Raw genomic sequence first — 21,090 nt, 5'->3', positions numbered from 1 at the left:
GGTCAGGGTGACCGATCGGTTGGACGGCAGCTACGACGTGGTGGTGATCGGGGGTGGCGCCGCGGGGTTGAGCGCGGCGCTGATGCTGGCCCGGGTGCGGCGGTCGGTGGTGGTGCTCGACGCGGGCGCTCCGCGCAACGCCCCGGCCGAGGGTGTGCACGGGCTGCTGGCCCGCGAGGGGATCCGGCCGGCCGAGCTGCTGGACCGCGGCCGGGCGGAGGTCCGTGGCTACGGCGGCCGGGTGGTCACCGGCGAGGTCGGTGCCGTGGCCCGCGACGACGGCGGCTTCACGGTGACGCTGGCCGACGGTCGGACGGTCCGTGCGCGCCGGGTGCTGGTGGCCACCGGGCTGGTGGACGAGCTGCCGGACGTCCCGGGCCTGCGGGAGCGGTGGGGCAGGGACGTCCTGCACTGCCCGTACTGCCACGGCTGGGAGGTCCGCGACCGGGCCATCGGCGTGCTGGCCAGCGGGCCGATGTCGGTGCACCAGGCGTTGCTGTTCCGGCAGCTGAGCGCCGACGTGACGTACTTCTGCCACACCATGCCGCCGCTCACCGACGAGCAGGCGGAGCAGCTGGCGGCCCGCGGCATCGGCGTGGTGGACGGCGAGGTGGCGGCCCTGGAGATCGTCAACGACCGCCTCGTGGGCGTACGGCTGGGCGACGGCACGCTCGTGCGCCGCGAGGCGCTGGCCGTCTCGTCGCGGATGATGGCGCGCGCCGGTTTCCTCTCGGCGCTCGGGCTGCGCCCGGCGGAACACCCGGCGGGGATCGGCGAGCACGTACCCTCCGACGCGACGGGCCGCACCGACGTGCCCGGGGTGTGGGTCGCCGGCAACGTCACCGATCCGGCGGCCCAGGTCGGTGCCGCCGCGGCGGCCGGAGCGTTCGCGGGGGCCCAGATCAACGCCGATCTGGTCGCCGAGGAGACCCGGCGGGCCGTCGCCGCCCACCGCGATCCGTTCTCCGCGAAGTCGGAGGCGGCCCTCTGCGAGCAGGTGCTGGGCAACCGTCGCCACGGCCTGTGACATCGCGGCAGGCACCGGTGGGCCGCCGCGCCGCGCGCGCGGCGGCCCAGCCGGGACCACGGCGGCCCAGCCGGGAACATGGCGGCCCAGCCGGGAACATGGCGGCCCAGCCCGGACCACAGCCGCCCAGCCCGGAGTGCGGCGCCCCGCCCGGGAAGCGGTCCGACGCGGGGAGCGCGGCGGCTCAGGCGGGAGGCGGCCCGACACGGGCGCGGGCCTTCCTGGCGCACGCGTCGAGCACGGAACGGGCGTCCAACCCGAGGCTCTCGATGGCGACCAGCGCGGTGTACGCCACGTCCGCCAGTTCCGCCGCCACGTCCTCGCGGCTGTGGGTGACACCCTTGCGCGGGTTCTGACCGAGCAGACCGATCCAGGCGCTCGCCGCCTCCCCCGCCTCCTCGGTCAGTTTGAGGATCCGGCAGGTCATTTCGGTCTGCCCGGTGCCGTTGGCGGCGTCCAACCAGCCGCGCGAGGCCCGGACCGCGTCCCAGATCGACTCGTCCACGCGAACAGTGAACCGGACGGAGGTCACGGTCCGTATCGCGGGACGGTTGGCGGGTAACCGGGTCCGGGTGGTAGCAACAGGGACTACCAGCGCAAGCGAAGGGACGTGTCGTATGCCGGAGACCGTGGAGACGGTGTTCACCAGCGTGGTCGCCCGCAATCCGGGCGAGCCGGAATTCCACCAAGCGGTACGCGAGGTGCTGGAGAGCATCGGCCCGGCGCTGGCCAGACACCCCGAGTACGCCGAGGCGCGGATCATCGAGCGGATCTGCGAGCCGGAGCGGCAGGTCATCTTCCGGGTGCCGTGGGAGGACGACCGCGGCCGGATCCAGGTCAACCGGGGCTTCCGGGTGGAGTTCAACAGCGCCCTCGGCCCGTACAAGGGCGGGCTGCGGTTCCACCCGTCGGTCTACCTCGGGATCGTGAAGTTCCTCGGCTTCGAGCAGATCTTCAAGAACGCGTTGACCGGGCTGTCGATCGGCGGCGGCAAGGGCGGCGCGGACTTCGATCCGAAGGGGCGCTCGGACCGGGAGGTGATGCGGTTCTGCCAGAGCTTCATGACCGAGCTGTACCGGCACATCGGCGCGGATACCGACGTGCCGGCCGGGGACATCGGCGTGGGTGGCCGGGAGATCGGCTACCTGTTCGGCCAGTACAAGCGGATCACCAACCGGTACGAGTCCGGGGTGCTCACCGGCAAGGGCCTGGCGTACGGGGGCGCGCAGGTGCGCCGGGAGGCGACCGGCTACGGGGCGGTCTTCTTCGCCGACGAGATGCTCAGGCAGGTCGGGGACAGCCTGGACGGCAAGCGGGTCGTGGTCTCCGGCTCCGGCAACGTGGCGATCTACGCGATCGAGAAGGTGCACCAGCTCGGCGGGAAGGTGGTCGCCTGTTCCGACTCGTCCGGCTACGTCCTGGACGACAAGGGCATCGACCTGGAGCTGCTGCGGGAGCTGAAGGAACAGCGCCGGGCCCGCCTCGACGACTACGCCCGGCACGTCCCGCACGCGGTGGCGGTCTCCGGCCGTACCGTCTGGGAGGTGCCCTGCGAGCTGGCGCTGCCGTGCGCGACGCAGAACGAGATCGGCGGCGCGGAGGCCGCGGCGCTCGTGGCCGGCGGCTGCGTCGCGGTGGTGGAGGGCGCGAACATGCCCACCACGCCGGAGGCGGTCCGCATCCTCGGCCGGGCCGGGGTGCGCTTCGCGCCGGGCAAGGCGGCCAACGCCGGCGGGGTGGCGGTGAGCGCGCTGGAGATGCAGCAGAACGCCAGCCGGGACTCGTGGACGTTCGCCGAGTCGGAGCAGCGGCTGCGCGGGATCATGCGGAACATCCACGACCGTTGCTGGAACACCGCCGAGGAGTACGGGCTGCCCGGCGACTACGTGGCCGGGGCGAACATCGACGGGTTCCGCCGGGTGGCGGAGGCGATGCTGGCCCACGGCCTGATCTGACCGGTCGGCCGCCCGCCGTCAACGGGGTCCGGCGGCTCAGAAGCTGCTGACCAGCTTCACGAACGCCTCGTCGATCATGGCGGGGTCGGTGGCGTCGAACGCCTTGCCGGACGACGCCTTGGCGATCCGGTCCAGCGTGGCGAGGTCCGAGTCCCCGTCGAAGGCGATGCAGAAGACCTTGACCGGGCGCCGCGGGTCCAGGGCGACGTCGGCGAGCAGCCGGTTCAGGTCGTTGTCCCGGGCATACTCGTTCTTGCCGTCGGTCAGCACGACGACGGCGTTGATCCGTTGCGGGTCGTACCGCTCGAGCATCTGCTTGTGGGCGGCACGGACCGTCGCGTAGAGCGCGGTCTCCCCCGCGACGTGCAGGCCGGCGATGCGGCTGTTGATCCGCTTCTCGTCGAAGTCGCCGAGCCGGATCTCCTCCCGGTAGGGACTGTCGGGCCGCTTCGGCGTCTCGGAGGAGAACGACCAGAGCCCGACCCGGTCCTCGGAGTTGAGCAGCGCGAGCCCCTTGGCCGCCGCTGCCGAGGCGACCTGGAAGCGGGTGTCGTCGCCGATCGGGGCCAACATCGATCCGGAGGTGTCCAGCGCGATCAGGATGTTGGCCTTCTTGCGCAGCGTGCTCCAGCCGCTGAGCATCGCCTCGACCACCCCCGGGTTCGGCGGCGCGAAGTAGGCCAGCCCGCCGGTGGGCTCCGCGCCGACGCTGGCGAGCAGCTCCGCCGAGGCGCGACGCTCGTGGTCCCGGAAACCGAGGCGGGCGAAGCTCTGCTGCTGCGGGTCGGCGGTCAGGAACTTCAGGAAGTCGTCCGCCGCCGCGCGCTGCCGTTCGTCGGCCGAGGGGAGCACCACGAACGGGTGGTCCAGGTTGAAGGTGCCCTCCTTCGGGTGGACGGCGACCAGCGGGACCTTCGGCCGGGGGCCCCGCTCCTGGCCCTCCTGCCGCGGGCTCAGCCCGCCCTCGTTGTAGAGGTGGACCAGCTCCTCCTGCATGACGATGGCGCTCATGTCGCCCGTGCCGGCGCCCGTACCGGTCAGGTCGGCCTCGGCGAGGTCGCGGAGCAGTTCCACCGAGTCGTCGCTGTAGTGCGACACGTTGGCCTCGATCTGCCGGACGAACCGGGTCACCGTCGGGTCCGACAGGTCTGACCTGGTCAGGTCGCTGGAGCGCTTCGCGGCGGCGTAGTAGGTGGCGATGGTCGCCGCCAGGCCCGAGGTGGAGAGGTTCGGGTTGTCCTTGCCGAAGGTGAAGCGGCCCCACTCCGGTCTGCCCAAGCCCGCCCAGCCCTGCCGCCCGGAGAGGCCGAGGATCTCCCCCCAGCCGAGCGGCCCGCGCCCGCGTACCAGCTCGCCCTTCGGCTGCGGCATCGCGATGACCAGCGGGCTGTTGGCGATCGACGGGTACCGGTCCGGCGTCTGCGGCGGCCGCCCGGCGGCCTCGTCGAGCAGCCGCAGCTGGCCTGTCCACAGGCTCGACGTCGGCAACCAGACCTGCGGCTCCGGCAGGTTGGTGCCGCTCCAGCCGACGGCGAGCGCCTCGGTGGCCTTGCCCGAGTTCAGGGCGCTGACGTGCACCTGGGCGCAGCCGCCGCCCTCGAGCGTCCGGTCGCTGTCGTTGTACCGCGCGGCCAGCTCGACCAGCAGCGCCGCCTTCTCGGTCGAGGAGTTGACGTCCAGGCGGACGGCGCAGTCGGCCCGGGACCGGTCGCTGCCCGCGTCCTGCTGCCGCACGAGCACGAACGCCCCGCCGATGACCAGCAGCCCGGCGGTGACGGCCGCGGTGTACGGCAACCACTGTCGTGCACGCGACGGGGCTGGGGCCATGGCGACGTCCTCCTCGGCGGTCAACTGGTGGCAGTCAACCTATCGGTGCGGCGCCACCGGCGGTGTCCGACCCGACGTCCGGGACGCCCACCCCCGCTTACCTGCGCGCCCTGGGTCAGTGGCGGTCGGAGCGGCCGCCGAGGGCCGTCGCGACCAGCAGCCGCACCGCGTAGACCACGACGAAGGTGGACGCCCCGGCGGCCGCGGCCGCGTCCACCGCGCTCGACGCGACGTAGCCGGCCGCGGCGCCGACCGAGCCGAGGAAGATCGCGGTCGAGATTCCCCAGGCGTCGGTCGACTCCCGACGGAGCCGCCGCCCCCAGCCACCTTCCGCCTGGTCGGCGGGCGCGGAAGCCGTGGACGGGCTCTGCTGGTGTCGCACCGGTTCCGGCCAGGACTCCAGTGCCGTACCGACTCGGGTTGGCGCCGTCGGCTCCGGCCGGGCCGGCGGCGGATCCGACGCGGTACGGGGCAACGGCAGCGGCTGGTTCGGCGTCGGCGCGCCGGCGGTCTCGTTGCCCAGTTGGAGCACGGTGTCCCGGCGCAGCGGGCCCGCGTCCCGGACGTCCTGCCCGAGCAGCCGCATCAGCACCTGCTCGGCCTCCGGCCGCTCCGCCGGGTCCTTCGCCAGGCACTGCCGGATCAGCTCGTCGAGGCCCGGCGGCAGCGCAGGCAGGTCGGGCGGCTCGTTGAGCACCCGGTGCATCACCGCGAAGAGCGAGTCGTTGCCGAACGGTGGCCGACCCCCGGCCGCGAAGGCGATGGTGGCGGCCCAGGCGAAGACGTCGCAGGGTGGCCCGACCGAGTCGTTGCGGAACCGCTCCGGGGCCATGTACGCGGTGGTCCCCATCACCCGGCTGGTCACCGTCTCGGTGACGCCCAGGGCGCGGGCGATGCCGAAGTCGATCACCCGGGGGCCGTCCCGGCCGAGCACCACGTTGTCGGGCTTCAGGTCGCAGTGCACGATGTCGGAGCGGTGGATCGCGGCGAGCGCGGTGGCCGTACCGACGGCGAGCCGGTGCAGCGCGTTGCCGGCGACCGGGCCCTGCTCGCGGACGTGCCGAAAGAGGGTCGGGCCCTCGATGAACTCGCTGACCACGTAGGGCCGTTCGCCGTCGACCTCGGCGAAGAGCACCTGCGCGGTGCAGAACGGCACGACGCGGCGCGCCGCGGCGATCTCCTTCATGAACTGCGACCGCGCCCGCAGATCACTCAGGTCGATGTTGATCATCTTGACCGCCACCCGGTGGCCCTGGTCGTCCTCGCCGAGGTAGACCACTCCCTGGCCGCCCGCGCCCAGCCGGCCGACCAGCCGGTAGGGGCCCGCGGTGACCGGGTCGTGCGTCCACAGTGGCGCCAGCCCCGGCACCGGCGCGTCGGCCAGTCCTGTCATCCCGACTCCATCGATGTCGTGTCCCCGGCCATCCGGCGGTGGAGGACACGGTCATGGTGCCATGTCCCCGCCTGCCGGCCGAGGGTGCCCGGACGGCCGGCCGTCGACTCGCCGGGGCGGGCCGCGGCGAGGTCGGACGGGCCGGCGCGACGGGGCGACCGAGGCGACACGGGACGAGCCGGCGCCCGCCGGAGGGTCTCCGACGGGCGCCAGCCGTTTCGCGGTGTCCGGGCCCTGCCCGGAGGGAGTTTCACCGTCAGCGCGCGGCTCCCATGCCGAAGCGGTGGCGCTTGCGCCAGGCCAGCGACAGCAGCAGGAGCACCGCGCCGACGCCGACGAGGCCGCCGCCGAACTTCATCGGAGTGCTCAGGCTGTCACCCGTGACGGGCAGCGCCGGTGCGTGCTTCTTGAGCACGGTCAGCGTCGCGGTCGCCACCTGGTTGGACGTCTGGCCTTCGGCCCGGAAGGTGTACCTGCCGGGGTGGCGCGGCGTGTAGGTGGTACGGAAGTTGCCGGCGGCGTCAGCCGTGACCACGATGGTGCTGGGGCTGGGCTGGGGCGCCCGCTGGAACGAGACCGGCGCCATGGCGACCATCTCGCCGTTGCTGCGGCGCGCCTGGTCGGCGCCCGGCACGGCGGCGGCGAGCGGCGACGTGCTGACGGTGATGATCACCGTCTCGCCCGGCGCCCAGCCGCTGCCGATCAGGGTGGCGGTCTGGCCGACCACGACGGTCGGCGGGCTCACCGCGAGCGTCGGGGTGCCGCCCGGCGGGTAGACCGGTGGCTGTGGCGTTCCGGTGCCGGGCGCCGGCTGCGGCTGCGCCGCCCCCGCTGCGGTCGGCGCGGCCAGCACGGCCATACCGACCGTGAGCGCCATGATGATGCGGGATAGCCGCATGATTGGTTCCCTCCTACTGATCACAGCTTGGTGCGGAAACAACTTGGGTGGTCCATGGGGTGGCGGTGGGGGTCAGCCACAGCTCGGCGGTACCGACGCCGGTGGTCGCCGTCAGGACGGTGACCTCCAACGTGCGGGAGTCCCCCGGGCCGACCTCGACGTTGGCGGTGCTCACCTGGCGGCGCCGTTCGGTGCCGCTGCCCACCGCCGTCTCGACGCCGTCCAGACGGGCGGCGAGCACCGCCCCGCCGGCGGGGCTGTGCACCGACACCAACGTGCGGACGGTGTACGGGTCACCGGCCAGACCGAGGCCGAGGACCGACTCGCTGAGACCCGACTTCGGCGCCGACGAACGCAGGGTGACCCGGAGTCGGAGCTCCCGGCGGCCGTCGGGCCGACAGTCGCCGACCGCCAGGGTCGCCGACGGCCGGAGGTAGTAGCCGAGCTTCGCGCCGCTGCCGTCGTTGAGGAACACGCCGACCGTCGGCACGGTGTCCTTCTCCGGAAGCGCCCCGGCCATCCGGCTGTCGCCGATCTTCCGTTGCTCTTCGTGTCGGGCACTCCAGAACAATATCCGGCGTTCAGTGACAGCACGGTCAAATGAGGACAATAACGCCTTCGGGTCTACTTTCTTCGTGACGAGCGCGTCGAACACGGCGGCAGCGGAGGCGGCGAAGAAGGCGTCCTGTTTCTCGTTGCCCATCCGCTGGTAGCTGTCGCTGAGCATCGTCTGCACGACCTTCTCGGCGGCCAGCGGGACACCGCCGGGCACCATCACCGGACCGGTGGCCTTGAGCAGGTACGACAGCACCACCGGGTCGACGGCGAGCACGCCGTCCACGGTGGTGCCCGTACGCCGCCGGAACATCTCCCGGTAGAGGGCGGCGGCGGTCGGGAAGTGCGGGGTGAGGTTGACGTCGGCCGGATAGATCCCGGGCAGGTCGGCCCAGAGGCTGCGTACCTCGGCGGGCACCTTCAGCGGCGGCTGGAACCGGCCCAGGGTGCTGCTGGTGCCCTGCCGCCCCATCCGGACCCGGCCGTCGGCCGCGTGGATGACGGCGTACGCGCCGATCATGCCGCCGGTGGCGCGCAGCTCGGCGGGATTCTGGGAGACCACGAGGTAGGTGCGGGGGCCGTCGGCGCCCAGCAGCGGCGGCAGCAGGCGGGTGGCCTCGTCCGCGGCGGCGGTCAGGCCGGCCAGCCGGTCCATTTCTCCCCGCAGGTCGCCGAGCGCCTGGCGGACCTGGGCGACCAGGCCGTCGGTGGGCACCGTCGCGAGGCTGTCCCGGGCGCCCTGCACCGTGGCGTTGACCCTGGCCAGCTCGGACGACAGGGCGCGCAGCCGATTCACGTCCAGCCGCCCGCCCGCCGGCACCAGGCTGGTCAGGTCGGCGCGCAGCAGCGGCGGGAACGCCTGCCGGGCCAGGTCGTCGATGGCCACCGAGATCTGTCGGACGGCCGCCAGGTTGTCCCCCGCGTACGGGGTGTGCCGACCGAGCCACCAGCCGGGGTCACCGGTCGCCGCCCGGGCGCTGCCGGACTGCTCCTGGAGCGCCGCGAGGGTGCGCTGCGCCCTGGCGGTGTCGCCCCCGACCACCTGGGCACTGAGCTCCCGGGCCAGGCCGGCGGCGTTCAGCAGATGGGCGCGGGCCTGCCAGCCCCGGAAGCCCACCCAGCCACCGGTCAGCAGCAGCAGCGAACCCACCACGAGGGCGGCGAGCAGGGCCCGGCGCAGCTGCCGCCGCCGGCGGGAACGACCACGCCGTCGACGCGGTCTCGCGCTCTCCGTCACACCACACGTCCTTCCTGGGGAACGGAGCAGCGGACCCCGTTCCGCTGCCGTTCCCCACTGCTAACGATCGTTTTCACCCGGAGATGACGCACCTGACCGGTACGCGAGCCCCGCTCACCGCTCACCGGGCGCCGGGGCGCCCGGCGGCCGCCTCGTACAGCAGGCGTTCGATCCGGTCCACGCCCGCCGACATCGACATCTCCCGCAGGTACGCCTCCCGGCCACGCCGCCCCATGTCGGCCCGGGCGGGCGGCGGGATGGTGGCGGCCAGCCAGAACCGGTCGGCCAGGCTCGCCCAGTCCCCCGGCGGGCAGGAGAGCCCCGCCCGGGCCCGCTCCACCAGCTCGGCGGTGTCGCCGCCGGCGGAGGCCACCACGGGCACGGCGCACGAGAACGCCGCCTGGAGCTTCGCCGGCAGGGTGCTGCGCAGCTCGGGCAGGTCCCGCAACATGACGAGCTGGTAGTCGGCGGCGGCGTACAGCTCCGGCATGTCCGGTGGAGAGCGCCGCTCGACGAAGCGCACGTTCTCGGCGCGCAGGTCGGCGGCGAGCCCCCGCACCCGCCGCTCGTCCGCGCCCGAGCCCACCAGGACGAGGTCCACCGTGTGGTCCAGCGCCGCCGCCGCACGTACCGCGGTCTCCAGGCCCTGCCGGGCGCCGATGGTGCCGGCGTGCATCACCACGCAGCGCTCGTCGCGCCGGACCAGCCGGTGGGCCGCACGGCTGGGCCGGGCCGGATGGAAGATCCGCTCGTCGGTCCAGTTGAGCACCACCCGCACCCGGGTCGGTTCCGCGCCCGCCGCGACGACCCGGTCGCGCAGCGACGGCGCGGCGACCGCGATCCCGTCGGCGGCCCGGTAGACACGCGCCATCGCGGCGGCGATCCTGCCGGCCCACCGCCCGTTCTCGGCCCCGACCGGCTCGTCCTCCGCCCAGACGTCCTGCACGTGCACGACGGTCGGCACCCGGCCCAGCAGGCGGAGCAGGCCCGCCGCCGCGAAGGCGTTCGCCGGCGGCAGGTGGACGTAGAGGGCGTCGACGTCGGCCAGGAACGACCGCCCGGTCACCGCCGCGCTGCCGGCGAACGACAGGTGACCGGCCATCCGGCCGCGCAGCGAGCCGTCGCCGGCGGAGTAGCGCGGGACGCGCCGGACGGTCAGCCGCTCGCTGCGGGTCTCGTGCCGCCAGCGCTGCCGCCAGCCCGGGTAGACGTGGCCGCCGGGATAGTCGGGAAAGCCGGTCAGCACCTTCACCTCGTGCCCCCGGACGGCGAGTTCCTCGGCCAGACTGCCCGGGATGAACGCCGGCTCGGGCGGAAAGTGGTACGACAGGATCCCGATCCTCACCGCCCCGCCTCCGTCCGGTCAGGGCTCCTCGGCGCGGCACCGTGACGCGGACGCGTCCGGCCCGCGTACGATGCCGACAACCCCTCCACGTCCGGCCGGTCCCGACGGCCGGCGGCCGGCGCGGCGCCACCGCCCGCGACGGCACCGACGAGAGGGGTCCACATGGTCGACCGGGTGCTGTTCGTCTGCCACGCCAACCTGTGCCGGTCACCGATGGCCGAGTACATCGCCCGTCGCCTGTTGGCCGGGCGCGCGGTGACGGTCGCCAGCGCCGGCACGGACGCCGTCGACGACCTGCCGATGCACCCGTACGCGGCGGACCTGGCGGCGGAGACCGGCGGGGACCCCACCGACTTCCGCAGCCGCCGGCTGCGCCGGGAACACCTGGTCGGGGCGACGCTGGTGCTGGCCGCCACGCGCCGCCAGCGCTCGGTGTGCACCGCCCTCGCGCCGGCCTCGCTGCACAGGACGTTCACCCTGCGCCAGTTCGGCCGGCTGGCCGCGGCCGCCGATCCGACGACGGACCCGGCCGACGGACCCCTGCGCGCGGCTGTCGAGGCGGCCGCCCGCGCCCGGGGGCGGCTGCAACCCGCCACCGGAGACGCGGACGACCTGCGGGACCCGATCGGCGGCACCGTCGCCGACTTCCGACGCTGCGCGGAGGAGATCGAACGGTCGATGCGACCCCTCGCGGCGCTCATCGCGACAGCCGGGTGAGTTCCTGCGTACGGTCGCTGACGACGTCGTCGATCCGCTCCGCGTGCCGGGCGGACGGAGCCGCACCGGCGGGCACGTCCGGAGTCGCGGCGGCGGCGACCACCCGGTAGGCCTCGTACTGGTACGCCTCCGCCTTGGCCACCTTCGCCATGTTCAGCACGCAGCCGAGCAGCCGGACGGAGACCGAGTTCAGGGCGCGGGCGGCCTGCGCCACCTGGCTGCGCGAGGTGCGACCCTGCTGGGAGACCAGGAGCGCGCCGTCGGCCTGCACGGCCACCACCACGCCGTCGGTCACGGCCAGCAGCGGGGCGGTGTCGATGATGACGATGTCGGCGGACTCCCGCAGGGCGAGCAACAGGTCCGCCATCGCCTTGGAGCCGAGCAGCTCGCTGGGGTTGGGCGGGGCCGAGCCGCTCGGGAGCACCAGCAGGGACTTGTCACCCCAGCGCTGCACCACGTCACCGACCTGGACGTCGCCGACCAGGACGTCGGTGAGCCCGATGCCCGCGTCGAGCCCCAGGTAGTCGGCGACCTTCGGGCGGCGCAGGTCGGCGTCGACCAGCAGCACCCGCCAGCCGGCCTCGGCCAGCGCGATCGCCAGGTTGCAGGAGAGCGTGGTCTTGCCCTCGCCCTGAAGGGCGCTGGTGACCGCGATGACCCGGGCGGGCTCGTGCACGTCCACGAAGCGCAGATTGGTGCGCAGCTTGCGGACCGCCTCGGCCCGGGCGGAGTTCGCCGCCTCGCCGACGATCAACGGCTCCGACTTCGCGGTGCTCTCGAACGGGATCTCGCCGAGCAGCGGACTGCCGGTGGTGCGCTGGAGGCCGGCGGCGTCGCGCAGGCGGACGTCGGCGACCCCGCGCAGGATCGCCAGGCCCACGCCGGCGAGCAGGCCGAGCAGCGTACCGACGGCGAAGTTGCGGACCGGCTGCGGCGAGACGGGCGTCGGGGTGACCCGGGGCCCGCTGACCACCTCGATCCTGATCGGGCCGGCCTTGCCGTCCGAGGTCGTCTCCACCTTCTGCACCAGCTCGACGAACTTCGCGGAGAGCAGTTCGGTGACCTTCAGGGCCCGGTTCTGGTCCGTGTCGGTCACCGACGCGCGCAGCAGCACGGTGCCGGTCTCGGTGGAGGTGCTGACCCGGCGCTGGACCTCCTCGGCGGTCAGCCCGACCGGAGCCTCGGCGACCACGCTCTGCGCGAGGCGGTCGCTGGTCAGCAGCTCCGCGTAGGACTTGACCCGCTGTTGGAGGAAGAGGCCGCCCTGGTAGGCGTCGGTGACGCCCTGGCTGGGCGTGGTGACGAAGAAGGTCACCGAGGCGACGTAGCGGGGCTGCGCCCGGACGGTCACGAGGGCCGTGACGCCGAGCGCGACCATGACGGTGAGGAGCACGATCCACCAGTGCCGGCGCACGAGGCGGAGTTGGCGGTACAGGTCCATCAGGCGCGCCTCCGTACCAGGCCGGTAACGCCAAAGAACTTCACGAAAACCCCCAAGGTCGACTTAATCTCGTGAAACCATTAAAGCGACTCATACGCCTTATGTCCCGAGTTATGTGTTTTCACCCCTTGACATCCGGCCCCGACCCACCACCGGACAAACGGGCGGACGGGGTCCCGGGTGGCGGGAGGAAACCGACCGGACGTGACGTCGCCGGCAATCACCCGTCCCGACTCGCCGGTCACGGCGGCGCTGGATAGGGTCGGGGACGGTGTGCCGGGAAGCCTGGTCGGCGTCGACCCCTGCTGCCCGAGACAAGGTGGATCCCGCGCATGACCGACCGCGCCCCGCACGACCGCCCCGGCCCGCCCCGCCGGTTCTTCTCGCGTACGTCCTGGCCGGAGGCCCGGTTCCTGGCCGACGTGCTGCGGACCGAGACCGTCGGCGGCGGCCTCCTGCTGCTCGGCGCGGTGATCGCGCTGGTCTGGGCCAACTCGCCCTGGGGGCCCTCCTACGCCGCCCTCGGCGAGTGGGTGCCCTGGTCGGGCGGGGCGGCCCTGCACCTGGACCTGGACCTGGCCGCCTGGGCCGCCGACGGCCTTTTGGCGATCTTCTTCTTCGTGGTCGGACTCGAACTCAAGCGGGAGTTCGTCGCGGGCGACCTGCGCGACCCGCGCCGGGCGGCACTGCCCGTGGTCGCGGCGGTCGGCGGCATGGCGGCGCCCGCCCTGATCTACCTCGGGGTCAACCTCGCCGCCGGCGGCGACGGGCTGCGGGGGTGGGCCATCCCCACCGCGACGGACATCGCCTTCGCCCTGGCCGTGCTGGCCGTCATCGGCTCCCACCTGCCGCAGGGCCTGCGTGCCTTCCTGCTCACCCTCGCGGTGGTCGACGACCTGCTCGCCATCACCATCATCGCGATGTTCTACACCGACGACTTCAGCCCGCTGCCGCTGCTCGCCTCCCTGGCCCCGATCGCCGTCTTCGGCCTGATCGTGCAGCGGCGCAGGACCTGGTGGTGGGCGCTGATCCCGCTCGCGTTCACCGCCTGGACCCTCATGCACGCCTCCGGGGTGCATGCCACCGTGGCGGGCGTCCTGCTGGGCTTCACCGTGCCCGTCCTGCGGGGCAAGACCGGCGACTCGCACGGCCTCGCCGAGCACCTGGAGCACCGCTGGCGCCCGGTCTCGGCCGGTTTCGCCGTACCGATCTTCGCGTTCTTCGCGGCCGGGGTGTCGCTGCGGGGCGCCGACCTGGGTGCCATCGTCACCGACCCGATCGTGATCGGCATCGTCGCCGGCCTGGTGCTCGGCAAGGTCGTCGGGATCTTCGGCTCCACGTTCCTGCTCGCCCGGTTCACCCGGGCACAGCTCGACGAGGACATCACCTGGACCGACCTGCTCGGCGTGGCGCTGCTCGCCGGGATCGGGTTCACCGTCTCCCTGCTCATCGGCGAACTCGCGTTCGGCCCCGGCAGCGCCGCCGCCGACAACGTGAAGGCGGCCGTGCTGAGCGGCTCGGTGATCGCCGCGCTGCTCGCCACGGTCGTGCTGGCGCGGCGCAACGCCGCCTACCGGCGCATCGCCGAGGCGGAGCAGGTCGACGCCGACCGCGACGGCGTGCCGGACGTCTACCAGCGCGGGCAGGGCTGAGCCGGCCGACGCGCCGCGCGCCGGCCGCCGTGGTCGTCGGGCCTGCCGTCGCTGCTGGTGGCGGAGGGCCCGGCGTCGATCATCCGGCCGCGTCCGGAGCCCGCGCCGGCGGGTTCCGGACCCGGCGCACCGGCCCGGCCGGCGCGCCGGCGGTGAGCGCGGCCCAGAGCAGCCGGCGCAGCAGGACGATCGCCGCCGCCGCGGCCAGGGCCGTCCAGCCCTGGCCGCCGGCCAGCCGCAGCAGCCCCGCGGCGGTCAGCAGGTCCAACAGCACCCGCATCGCGCACCGCCAGGAGCCCGTGCCGAGCAGCACCGCCAGCCCGGCCAGGGCGGCAAGTGCGGTGGTGGCGGTGACCAGGGCACGGATCACCTGGCGCGCTCCGACTCCCGGACCTGCTGCTGCTCCTGGCGGATCTCCCGACCCAGGAAGTAGTTCAGCGCGGTCCGGATCGCCGCGATGGCGGCCAACTGGCCGATCTGGGCGAAGGTCGGCGAGACCGCCGTACGCAGGATGTCCGCCGCGAGCTGGAACTCCAGCCCGAGGGTGAGGAACCGCCCCAGGGAGAGCCGGATCGGGGTGAACACGGCGGCGCTGCGGTGCCGCAGTCCCTCGACCACGAACCGCAGCGCCGCCCACGCCGCCCCGACGAAGATGACCACCGCCCCGGCGACCTCCACCGCGGTGACCAGGACCTGGTAACCGTGGCGCAGGATCTCCTCGACGCCCATCCGCTGGCGTTACCCGGCCAGCACGGCGGTAGTCGGCGTCAGGTGAGCTGCGTGACGGCCTCCAGGATCAGCCAGAGCCCGCAGATCGCGAAGAGCACCGCCGCGCCGTACTTGATGGTCTTCTCCGGCAGGCGCCGGCCGAGCATCCGCCCGACGAGGATGGCGAGGGCGTCCGCCGCCACCATGCCGATCGTCGAGCCGAGCCAGGTGCCGAACCAGCCGTACTGGGTGGCGAGGGTGATGGTGGCGAGCATGGTCTTGTCGCCCAGCTCGGCCAGGAAGAACGCGACCGACACCGCGACGATGGCGGACTTGCTGGTCTTCTCGGCCTTGCGCTTCTCCTCCTCGGTGAGCGTGTCACCGCGCAGGGTCCAGGCCCCGAAGCCGAGGAACGCCAGGCCCGCGACGAGCGAGATCCACTCCGTCGGCAGGGCGGCGCCGAGCCCGTAGCCGATCGCCACCGAGGCCAGGTGCACCACGGCGGTGGCGACGGTGATCCCGATCAGGACCGGTACGGTTTTGTAGCGGGTGGCGAAGGTCAGGGCCATCAGCTGGGACTTGTCCCCCAGCTCCGCGACGAAGATGACGCCGAAGCTGACCACCAGCGCGACGAGGAAACCTTCCATGACATCCTTCCGGATCAAGCCGGGAGGAGGTACGGGGGCGCCCTCGACCCGGCTGCAACAGCCTGGGTCGAAGGTCTCGCCCGCCTCGGATGACGAGGCCGCGTGGCCGGATGCGGAACGCACCAGTGTGTCGACCACGACATTGAGGGCTACTCCCCTTCGCGCCGCCCAGCCTAGCCGATCACCGATCGGGCCGGCCCCGGCGGGTGAAGATGCTCACCCGGGCGGCCAGCCCCGGTCGGCCCGGCACGGGCCACCGGTCACTCGGCGCGGGCCAGGGTGACGCCGAAGAGGCCGTCCGGATCGGTCCAGAAGTCGTGGGCGGCGAAGCGGGCCGAGCCCAGCTCGGCGGCGATCCCCTCGGGCCGGAACTTCGCCGACACCTCCGTGCGCAGCTCCTCGCCCTCGGCGAAGTCGACAGTCAGGTCGAGCACCCGTACGCGCATCGGCCGCCGCGCCCGCAGCCGCATCTCGATCCACTCCCGCTGCGCGTCCCAGAGCGCGACGTGGGCGAACCCCGCCGGATCGAAGTCGGCGCCCAACTCCCGGTTGACCACCCGCAGCACGTTGCGGTTGAACTCGGCGGTGACCCCGGCCGCGTCGTCGTACGCCGGCACGACCACCGCCGGGTCCTTGACCAGGTCGGTGCCGATCAGCAGCCAGTCCCCCGGCTCCAGCGCGGCCCGCATCGCGGCGAGGAACCGCGCCCGCTCGGCCGGCAGGAGGTTGCCGATCGTGCCGCCGAGGAAGAGCACGAGCCGGCGCCCGCCGGTCGGCAGGCGGTCCAGGTGGCGGGTGAAGTCCCCCACGATGCCGCGCACCCGCAGCCCGGGGTAGTCGGCGGCGATCTCGGCGGTGGACTGCCGCAGCGCGCTGACCGACACGTCCAGCGGCACGAACGTGCCGAGCCCGCCCCGGCGGGTGAACGCGTCCAGCAGCAGGCGGGTCTTCTCCGACGAACCCGAACCGAGCTCGATCAGCGTCTTCGCCCCGGTCAGCTCCGCGATCGTGGCCGCGCGCTCGGCCAGCACCGCGCGCTCGGCCCGGGTCGGGTAGTACTCCGGCAGCCGGGTGATCTCCTCGAACAGCTCGCTGCCGCGGGCGTCGTAGAACCACTTGGGGGGCAACCACTTCTCCTCGGCCGTCAGGCCGGTGCGGACGTCCTCCCGCAGGCTGCGGCCCAGGTCCTGCTCCTCCAGGTGGATCTCCAGCGGCTCCGCGCTCATGTCGTCCCCTTCGTCGTCGGGTGGAACGTCCTGTCGGCCGGCGGTCAGACCTCGGCGAGGGCGCGGACGCGCACCCCCGTGGCGGTGGCCTCCACCAGTTGCCCCTCCGGCACCGCCTGCCAGTCGGGGTCGTCGTCGTGCGGCTCGGACGCCAGCAGCACCGAGGCCGGCGTCGCGCGGATCGACAGCGCATGCCCGGCCACGCTGGCCACCACGGTGCGCCCGTCGGTGAGCAGCAGGTTGAGCCGGGACCCGGGTGCGGCCCCGGCCGCCGCCGTGACGGTCTCGGCGATCGCGCGCGCCGGCTTCACCCCGGCCCGCAGCCGGTGCCGCACCAGCGCCCACAGCAGCGCCGAGTCGGTGGCCGCGTCGAGGGTGAGCAGATCGCGTACGGGCAGGGTGGCGGCGAGCGGGACCATCGAGTCGGGCCAGCCCCGCACCACCCCGTTGTGGCTGAACAGCCACCGCCCCTCCGCGAACGGGGCGGCGGCCCCGTCGAGGACCGCCATGCCCACCGTGGCGGAGCGGACGGCGGCCAGCACCGCGCCGGCCGAGGTGACCTGCGCGAGCTGGGCGATGGTCGGGTCGCTCCAGATCGGCTGCGACCGCCGGTAGCGCACCGGCTCACCGTCGCCCGGGTACCAGCCGACGCCGAAGCCGTCGGCGTTGATCGTCCCCCCGCCGCGCATGTCGCGGGGCGCCCAGGACTGCCGCACGAGGGAGTACGGCGGGTCGAACAGCAGTTCCCGCAGGGTGACCGGCGGCCCCAGGTAGGCCAGGTGGCGACACATCAGACGGCACCGCCCGGCCCGGCGGCGCGGTGGCCAGGCCGCCGGCCCCCGGCGCCGCCCGGTCCCGGGCCGGCGCGGCCCCGGATGAGGGCGTGCGGGCGGCGCGCGACCCGTCCGTCCGGCGGCCCCGCCCTCATGGCTGCGACTCCTCCGGCCGGGCGTCGCGGGCGCAGCGGAAGCCGCTGAAGATCTGCCGCCGGATCGGGAAGTCCCAGTTGCGGAAGGTGCCCCGGCAGGCGGCCCGGTCGGTGCCGAACGACCCGCCGCGCAGCACCCGGTGGTCGTCGCCGAAGAAGACCTCCGAGTATTCGCGGTAGGGGAACGCGGTGAAGCCGGGGTGCCCCCGGAACGGGGTGGAGGTCCACTCCCACACGTCGCCGATGAGCTGGTGCACGCCCAGCGGCGAGGCGCCGGCCGGGTAGGCGCCCACCGGGGCGGGCCACAGGTGCCGCTGGCCCAGGTTGGCGTGCTCGGCGGTGGGGTCGTCGTCGCCCCAGGGGTAGCGGCGGGAGCGGCCGGTGACCGGATCCCAGCGGGCCGCCTTCTCCCACTCCGCCTCGGTCGGCAGCCGCCGGCCCGCCCAGGCGGCGTACGCCTGTGCCTCGTGGTAGCAGACGTGCACCACCGGCTCGTCGTCGCGTACCGGCGCCCACCGCCCGAACCGCCGGTAGGCCCAGCCGTCGCCGTCGCGTCGCCAGTGCATCGGCGCGACCAGCTCCGCCTCCCGACGGTGCTGCCAGCCGGCCGGGCTCCACCAGCGCGGGTCCTCGTAGCCGCCGTCGGCGATGAACTCGCGGTAGCGCCCGTTGGTCACCGGCGCGGCGTCGATGGCGTACGCCGGCAGGTGGACCCGGTGGGCGGGACGCTCGTTGTCCAGCGCCCACGGGTCGGTGTCGGTGCCCATGGTGAACTCGCCGGCCGGCACCAGCACCTCGGCGTCGACCCGGACCGTCGGTTCCGGCGGCGGGGGGGCGTGCAGCACCGCCGGGCCGGCACGCAGCTGGTGGGTGGCGAGCATCGTCTCGTCGTGCTGCTGCTCGTGCTGCACGATCATGCCGAAGGCGAAGCCGTCGGCGACCAGCGGCCGCTCGGTGAACGCCACGCGGTCCAGCAGGTCGAGCACCTTGTCCCGGACGGTGAGCAGGTAGGCGCGGGCCTCCTGCGGGGGCAGCAGCGGCAGCGTCGGGCGGTCCCGGCGGGGCTGCTTGAACGCGTCGTACAGGTCGTCGATGTCCCGCCGGACGGGTTCGCGCCCGCCCACGTCCCGGACCAGCCAGAGCTCCTCCTGGTTGCCGACGTGGGCGAGGTCCCAGACCAGCGGGGACATCAGCGGCGAGTGCTGCCGCGTCAGGTCGGCCTCGTCGACCGCCTCGGTCAGCAGCGCGGTGCGGGCGCGGGTGCGTTCCAGCTCCGCCGCGATCCGGCTGCGCAGCTGCTCCGGGCCCGCCCGGCGCGTGGTCGCTCCGGTCACCGGTGACTCCTCCCCGCGGCGTCCCGTCGCCGCCGTACGCCTCGGTCGATGTCGTCGTGCAGGGCCGCCGGCAGGTCGAGCCGGGGCAGGGCCGCGAGGGCCAGGTCGAACAGGTCCGCCGCCGCGGCGGCCAGCGCCGGGTCGCGCAGGCCGTGGCGGGCGGCGGCGTGCCAGCGGTGCGCCACCGGCCCGGCGACGGCGCGGGCCGCGCGGACGGTGCCGGGGTCGGCGAGCAGGACGGCGAGCACCGCGAGCGGGAGCACCCAGCCCCGGCCGGGCTGCGTGTCGAGGTAGCGCAGCTCCAGGTAGCCCCGGGGTCGCACCGGCGGAAAGAGGGTGCTCACGTGGTAGTCGAGGTCGTCGGTGGTGGGCGGCCGGGGCAGCGCCCCGTCGACCCAGTCGGCGAACGTGATCCCCGGCGGCGGCGTCCAGTCCGGGCCGTCGCCGCGCACGCAGAGCAGCGGAGCGGCGAGGACGTACCTGGTCCAGGCCGTGACCGGGTCGGCGTCGGTCAGCGGCGTCCACACGGGACGGGTGCGGGCCGGGTCGATGCCGTACCAGGCGGCCATCCGGGCGGACGCCCAGCCGGTGCTGCGCCCGGCGTGCCGGTCGGCGGTGGCGAACGCGGCCAGCAGGGGCGGCCCGAGCGCGTGCACCGCCGCCCAGCGCTCCGGCAGGTGCTCCGGCTCCCCGGCGTCCAGGCAGACCTGGAGACCGGCGGTGCTGTACATCATCGTCCGGCCGGCCGGGCCGCGCCGGTCGAAGACGTGGCGCATGGCGCGGTAGCGGGGGCCTTCGACCACCGGGCGGGGCGGCCGGTGCGGGTCGATGCCGCTGCGCCCGAGGACCAGCCCGGCGGCGTCGAGCAGGCCGCTCAGCTCGGCGATGTCGCCGTCGGTGGCGTGGATGAGGGTGGCGAGCGAGGAGCGTGGCGCGGTGGAGATCTCCAACTGCCCGCCGGGCTCCACGGTCACGGTGCCACCGTGCGGGAGCGGCTCGGCGGGACTCGCGCGGTCGAGGGTGCGGGGGCTGTGTCGCCCCAGGGCCGCCCGGAGCCGCTCGCCGTCGACCGGGCGGGCGGGGTCGGCGGCGTCGTGCACGGTCCATTCGAGTTCGACGCCGGTGCGGGTCGGCGGGCCGGTCTTGAAGCAGATGCGCGCGAGGTGGCCCTCGGCGGCGGCGGACTCCCGCAGGACGGTGGTCCGGTCGAGCTCCGGCGACGTCACCACGGCATGGGCCCCCTTCCCGGCCGACTTCCGTTCCGTGTCACCGTAACGCCACCCACCGTCATCGGCGCGGGCGTCGGTGGCCCCACCCACTCCTGTCTAGCAGACGAATTCCGCGTGACCGGCCGGAACGGGCGGCGGAAACGGGCGGCGCCCGCCCGTCGCGACGGGCGGGAGAATCGGCGGCCGGGACCGACCGCGAGGGACGTCAGCGGGTCGGGGTCGGGGGCGGCCCCTTCTTCGGCTTGTCCGGCGACTCCTTCGCCGCCGCCTCGGGCACCAGTTCCCCGCAGAAGTCCTCGACCTGCTCCCGGCCGCCCGCCGCGGTCACCAGGTGGGCGAATGAGGGGCTGTCCAGGGACTTCTCCCGCTGCGCCGGCTTCTTGGCCAGGTACGCCCGGCAGAGCCCGCGCAGTTGTTCGGTGCGCTGCTGCGGCGTCCCCGGCGCGTCGCCGGCGGTGGGGCCGGGGACGGGCGCGCCCGAGGTCGCGGCGGCGGAGGAGCGGGTCGGGGTCCCGGTGGGGCGGCCAGCGGTGTCTCCGGTCGGTCCGTCCCGGTGCGGGTCCGTGGTGGCCGGTGTCGGGGCCGCCGACGTCGGGGTGGCCGGGCGGGGCGGCGGGACCGGGTCGTCGGCCCGGTCCAGCGTGACGGCCGCGAAGGCGGCGCCCGCGGTCGCGGTGACGGCGATCCCCGCGCCCCAGGCCACGGCGCCGGCGGTGAACCGCCGTCGGCGTGGCGACGGGACGGCTCCGGCGGCGGGAGCGGCCGCACGGGCCGCCCGGAAGGCCACCAGGGCGTCCTCCTCGCCGGCCAGCTCGCCGGGGCGGGCGGGGGCGGCGGCGGCGGCGAGCAGCCGGGCGAGCGGCTCGGACCCCTCGGCGTCCGGCGTACGGGCGGCCTCGAGGAGCCGGTCGGACGCGCGGCGGTCGGCGGGCCGCTCGGTCCGGCGGAAGAACATCCTGAATCCCCTCACG

Annotated in this window: 19 protein-coding genes; 4 read left to right on the top strand and 15 right to left on the bottom strand. The window is 74.3% G+C overall.

Going from position 1 to position 21,090, the window contains the following annotated elements:
• The first annotated feature begins 7 nt into the window (after positions 1 to 7).
• Positions 8 to 1,027, top strand: a complete 1,020-nt coding sequence (locus ACFHW0_RS09900) for an NAD(P)/FAD-dependent oxidoreductase (RefSeq protein WP_416606978.1) — start codon at positions 8 to 10, stop codon at positions 1,025 to 1,027.
• A gap of 184 nt (positions 1,028 to 1,211) precedes the next feature.
• Here the strand turns inward: ACFHW0_RS09900 and ACFHW0_RS09895 are convergent, their stop codons facing one another.
• Positions 1,212 to 1,532 carry a MazG-like family protein gene (locus ACFHW0_RS09895; protein ID WP_416606977.1) on the bottom strand — a complete coding sequence of 107 codons (321 nt, stop codon included), beginning with the start codon at positions 1,530 to 1,532 and terminating at the stop codon, positions 1,212 to 1,214.
• A 112-nt stretch (positions 1,533 to 1,644) separates the two neighbouring features.
• Here ACFHW0_RS09895 and gdhA point away from each other — a divergent pair, with 112 nt between their 5' ends.
• On the top strand, positions 1,645 to 2,982 hold the full coding sequence (gdhA, locus tag ACFHW0_RS09890; protein ID WP_416606976.1) for an NADP-specific glutamate dehydrogenase: 1,338 nt from the start codon (positions 1,645 to 1,647) through the stop codon (positions 2,980 to 2,982).
• A 36-nt stretch (positions 2,983 to 3,018) separates the two neighbouring features.
• Here gdhA and ACFHW0_RS09885 read toward each other — a convergent pair whose 3' ends face one another.
• From ACFHW0_RS09885 to ACFHW0_RS09865, 5 genes are all read right to left on the bottom strand, one after another.
• A complete protein-coding gene (locus tag ACFHW0_RS09885) occupies positions 3,019 to 4,833 on the bottom strand; it encodes a substrate-binding and vWA domain-containing protein (RefSeq protein WP_416606975.1) in 1,815 nt (604 codons plus the stop codon).
• 91 nt (positions 4,834 to 4,924) lie between these two features.
• Positions 4,925 to 6,202, bottom strand: coding sequence for a serine/threonine-protein kinase (locus ACFHW0_RS09880; protein WP_416606974.1), 1,278 nt, complete (start codon positions 6,200 to 6,202; stop codon positions 4,925 to 4,927).
• 256 nt (positions 6,203 to 6,458) lie between these two features.
• Complete coding sequence (locus ACFHW0_RS09875) at positions 6,459 to 7,100, bottom strand: hypothetical protein (protein ID WP_416606973.1); 642 nt, start codon at positions 7,098 to 7,100, stop codon at positions 6,459 to 6,461.
• Between the two features lie 13 nt (positions 7,101 to 7,113).
• Complete coding sequence (locus tag ACFHW0_RS09870) at positions 7,114 to 8,892, bottom strand: DUF4012 domain-containing protein (protein ID WP_416606972.1); 1,779 nt, start codon at positions 8,890 to 8,892, stop codon at positions 7,114 to 7,116.
• 121 nt (positions 8,893 to 9,013) lie between these two features.
• Entirely contained in the window at positions 9,014 to 10,237 is a 1,224-nt protein-coding gene (locus ACFHW0_RS09865; RefSeq protein WP_416606971.1) for a glycosyltransferase family 4 protein, read from the bottom strand.
• Positions 10,238 to 10,399: 162 nt separating this feature from the next.
• On the opposite strand from ACFHW0_RS09865, the gene ACFHW0_RS09860 reads away from it, so the two are divergent.
• Positions 10,400 to 10,954, top strand: a complete 555-nt coding sequence (locus ACFHW0_RS09860) for a low molecular weight phosphatase family protein (RefSeq protein WP_416606970.1) — start codon at positions 10,400 to 10,402, stop codon at positions 10,952 to 10,954.
• Here the strand turns inward: ACFHW0_RS09860 and ACFHW0_RS09855 are convergent.
• Positions 10,935 to 12,395, bottom strand: coding sequence for a polysaccharide biosynthesis tyrosine autokinase (locus ACFHW0_RS09855; RefSeq protein WP_416606969.1), 1,461 nt, complete (start codon positions 12,393 to 12,395; stop codon positions 10,935 to 10,937). The two genes, ACFHW0_RS09860 and ACFHW0_RS09855, sit on opposite strands and share 20 nt — an antisense overlap.
• Before the next feature lie 332 nt (positions 12,396 to 12,727).
• On the opposite strand from ACFHW0_RS09855, the gene nhaA reads away from it, so the two are divergent.
• Positions 12,728 to 14,047 (top strand): Na+/H+ antiporter NhaA, encoded by a 1,320-nt coding sequence (gene nhaA, locus ACFHW0_RS09850; protein ID WP_416606968.1) that lies wholly within the window; start codon positions 12,728 to 12,730, stop codon positions 14,045 to 14,047.
• Positions 14,048 to 14,126: 79 nt separating this feature from the next.
• On the opposite strand, the gene ACFHW0_RS09845 is transcribed toward nhaA, so the two are convergent.
• The 8 genes from ACFHW0_RS09845 to ACFHW0_RS09810 all read right to left on the bottom strand — a co-directional run bounded on the left by ACFHW0_RS09845 (position 14,127) and on the right by ACFHW0_RS09810 (position 21,074).
• A complete protein-coding gene (locus ACFHW0_RS09845; RefSeq protein WP_416606967.1) occupies positions 14,127 to 14,417 on the bottom strand; it encodes a hypothetical protein in 291 nt (96 codons plus the stop codon).
• Positions 14,414 to 14,776: a DUF1622 domain-containing protein gene (locus tag ACFHW0_RS09840; protein ID WP_416606966.1), complete on the bottom strand. Its 363-nt coding sequence runs from the start codon at positions 14,774 to 14,776 to the stop codon at positions 14,414 to 14,416. Before ACFHW0_RS09840 ends, ACFHW0_RS09845 begins: the two co-directional genes overlap by 4 nt.
• Positions 14,777 to 14,814: 38 nt before the next feature.
• Positions 14,815 to 15,402, bottom strand: a complete 588-nt coding sequence (locus ACFHW0_RS09835) for a TMEM165/GDT1 family protein (protein WP_416606965.1) — start codon at positions 15,400 to 15,402, stop codon at positions 14,815 to 14,817.
• A gap of 260 nt (positions 15,403 to 15,662) precedes the next feature.
• The gene (egtD, locus tag ACFHW0_RS09830) at positions 15,663 to 16,628 is read right to left on the bottom strand and encodes an L-histidine N(alpha)-methyltransferase (RefSeq protein ID WP_416606964.1); all 966 of its coding nucleotides are present in this window, start codon (positions 16,626 to 16,628) and stop codon (positions 15,663 to 15,665) included.
• A 44-nt stretch (positions 16,629 to 16,672) separates the two neighbouring features.
• A complete protein-coding gene (gene egtC, locus ACFHW0_RS09825; RefSeq protein ID WP_416606963.1) occupies positions 16,673 to 17,419 on the bottom strand; it encodes an ergothioneine biosynthesis protein EgtC in 747 nt (248 codons plus the stop codon).
• 133 nt (positions 17,420 to 17,552) lie between these two features.
• Entirely contained in the window at positions 17,553 to 18,890 is a 1,338-nt protein-coding gene (gene egtB, locus ACFHW0_RS09820; RefSeq protein ID WP_416606962.1) for an ergothioneine biosynthesis protein EgtB, read from the bottom strand.
• The gene (gene egtA / locus ACFHW0_RS09815) at positions 18,887 to 20,119 is read right to left on the bottom strand and encodes an ergothioneine biosynthesis glutamate--cysteine ligase EgtA (RefSeq protein ID WP_416606961.1); all 1,233 of its coding nucleotides are present in this window, start codon (positions 20,117 to 20,119) and stop codon (positions 18,887 to 18,889) included. Before egtA ends, egtB begins: the two co-directional genes overlap by 4 nt.
• A gap of 205 nt (positions 20,120 to 20,324) precedes the next feature.
• On the bottom strand, positions 20,325 to 21,074 hold the full coding sequence (locus ACFHW0_RS09810; RefSeq protein ID WP_416606960.1) for a hypothetical protein: 750 nt from the start codon (positions 21,072 to 21,074) through the stop codon (positions 20,325 to 20,327).
• Positions 21,075 to 21,090 lie beyond the last annotated feature (16 nt).

This window comes from Micromonospora sp. LOL_025 (assembly GCF_048060285.1).
In the GTDB taxonomy this organism is placed as follows: domain Bacteria; phylum Actinomycetota; class Actinomycetes; order Mycobacteriales; family Micromonosporaceae; genus Micromonospora.
The sequence above is the reverse complement of the archived record's forward strand: the minus strand, read 5'-3'. Positions and strand labels throughout refer to the sequence as shown.

Bases quoted from the DNA above. Each gene is read 5' to 3' on its own strand.
- ACFHW0_RS09855 (WP_416606969.1), bottom strand. From the start codon at position 12,395: ATGGACCTGTACCGCCAACTCCGCCTCGTGCGCCGGCACTGGTGGATC.
- egtC (WP_416606963.1), bottom strand. From the start codon at position 17,419: ATGTGTCGCCACCTGGCCTACCTGGGGCCGCCGGTCACCCTGCGGGAA.
- egtD (WP_416606964.1), bottom strand. From the start codon at position 16,628: ATGAGCGCGGAGCCGCTGGAGATCCACCTGGAGGAGCAGGACCTGGGC.
- ACFHW0_RS09835 (WP_416606965.1), bottom strand. From the start codon at position 15,402: ATGGAAGGTTTCCTCGTCGCGCTGGTGGTCAGCTTCGGCGTCATCTTC.
- ACFHW0_RS09875 (WP_416606973.1), bottom strand. From the start codon at position 7,100: ATGCGGCTATCCCGCATCATCATGGCGCTCACGGTCGGTATGGCCGTG.
- ACFHW0_RS09810 (WP_416606960.1), bottom strand. From the start codon at position 21,074: ATGTTCTTCCGCCGGACCGAGCGGCCCGCCGACCGCCGCGCGTCCGAC.
- nhaA (WP_416606968.1), top strand. From the start codon at position 12,728: ATGACCGACCGCGCCCCGCACGACCGCCCCGGCCCGCCCCGCCGGTTC.
- ACFHW0_RS09860 (WP_416606970.1), top strand. From the start codon at position 10,400: ATGGTCGACCGGGTGCTGTTCGTCTGCCACGCCAACCTGTGCCGGTCA.
- gdhA (WP_416606976.1), top strand. From the start codon at position 1,645: ATGCCGGAGACCGTGGAGACGGTGTTCACCAGCGTGGTCGCCCGCAAT.
- ACFHW0_RS09840 (WP_416606966.1), bottom strand. From the start codon at position 14,776: ATGGGCGTCGAGGAGATCCTGCGCCACGGTTACCAGGTCCTGGTCACC.
- ACFHW0_RS09880 (WP_416606974.1), bottom strand. From the start codon at position 6,202: ATGACAGGACTGGCCGACGCGCCGGTGCCGGGGCTGGCGCCACTGTGG.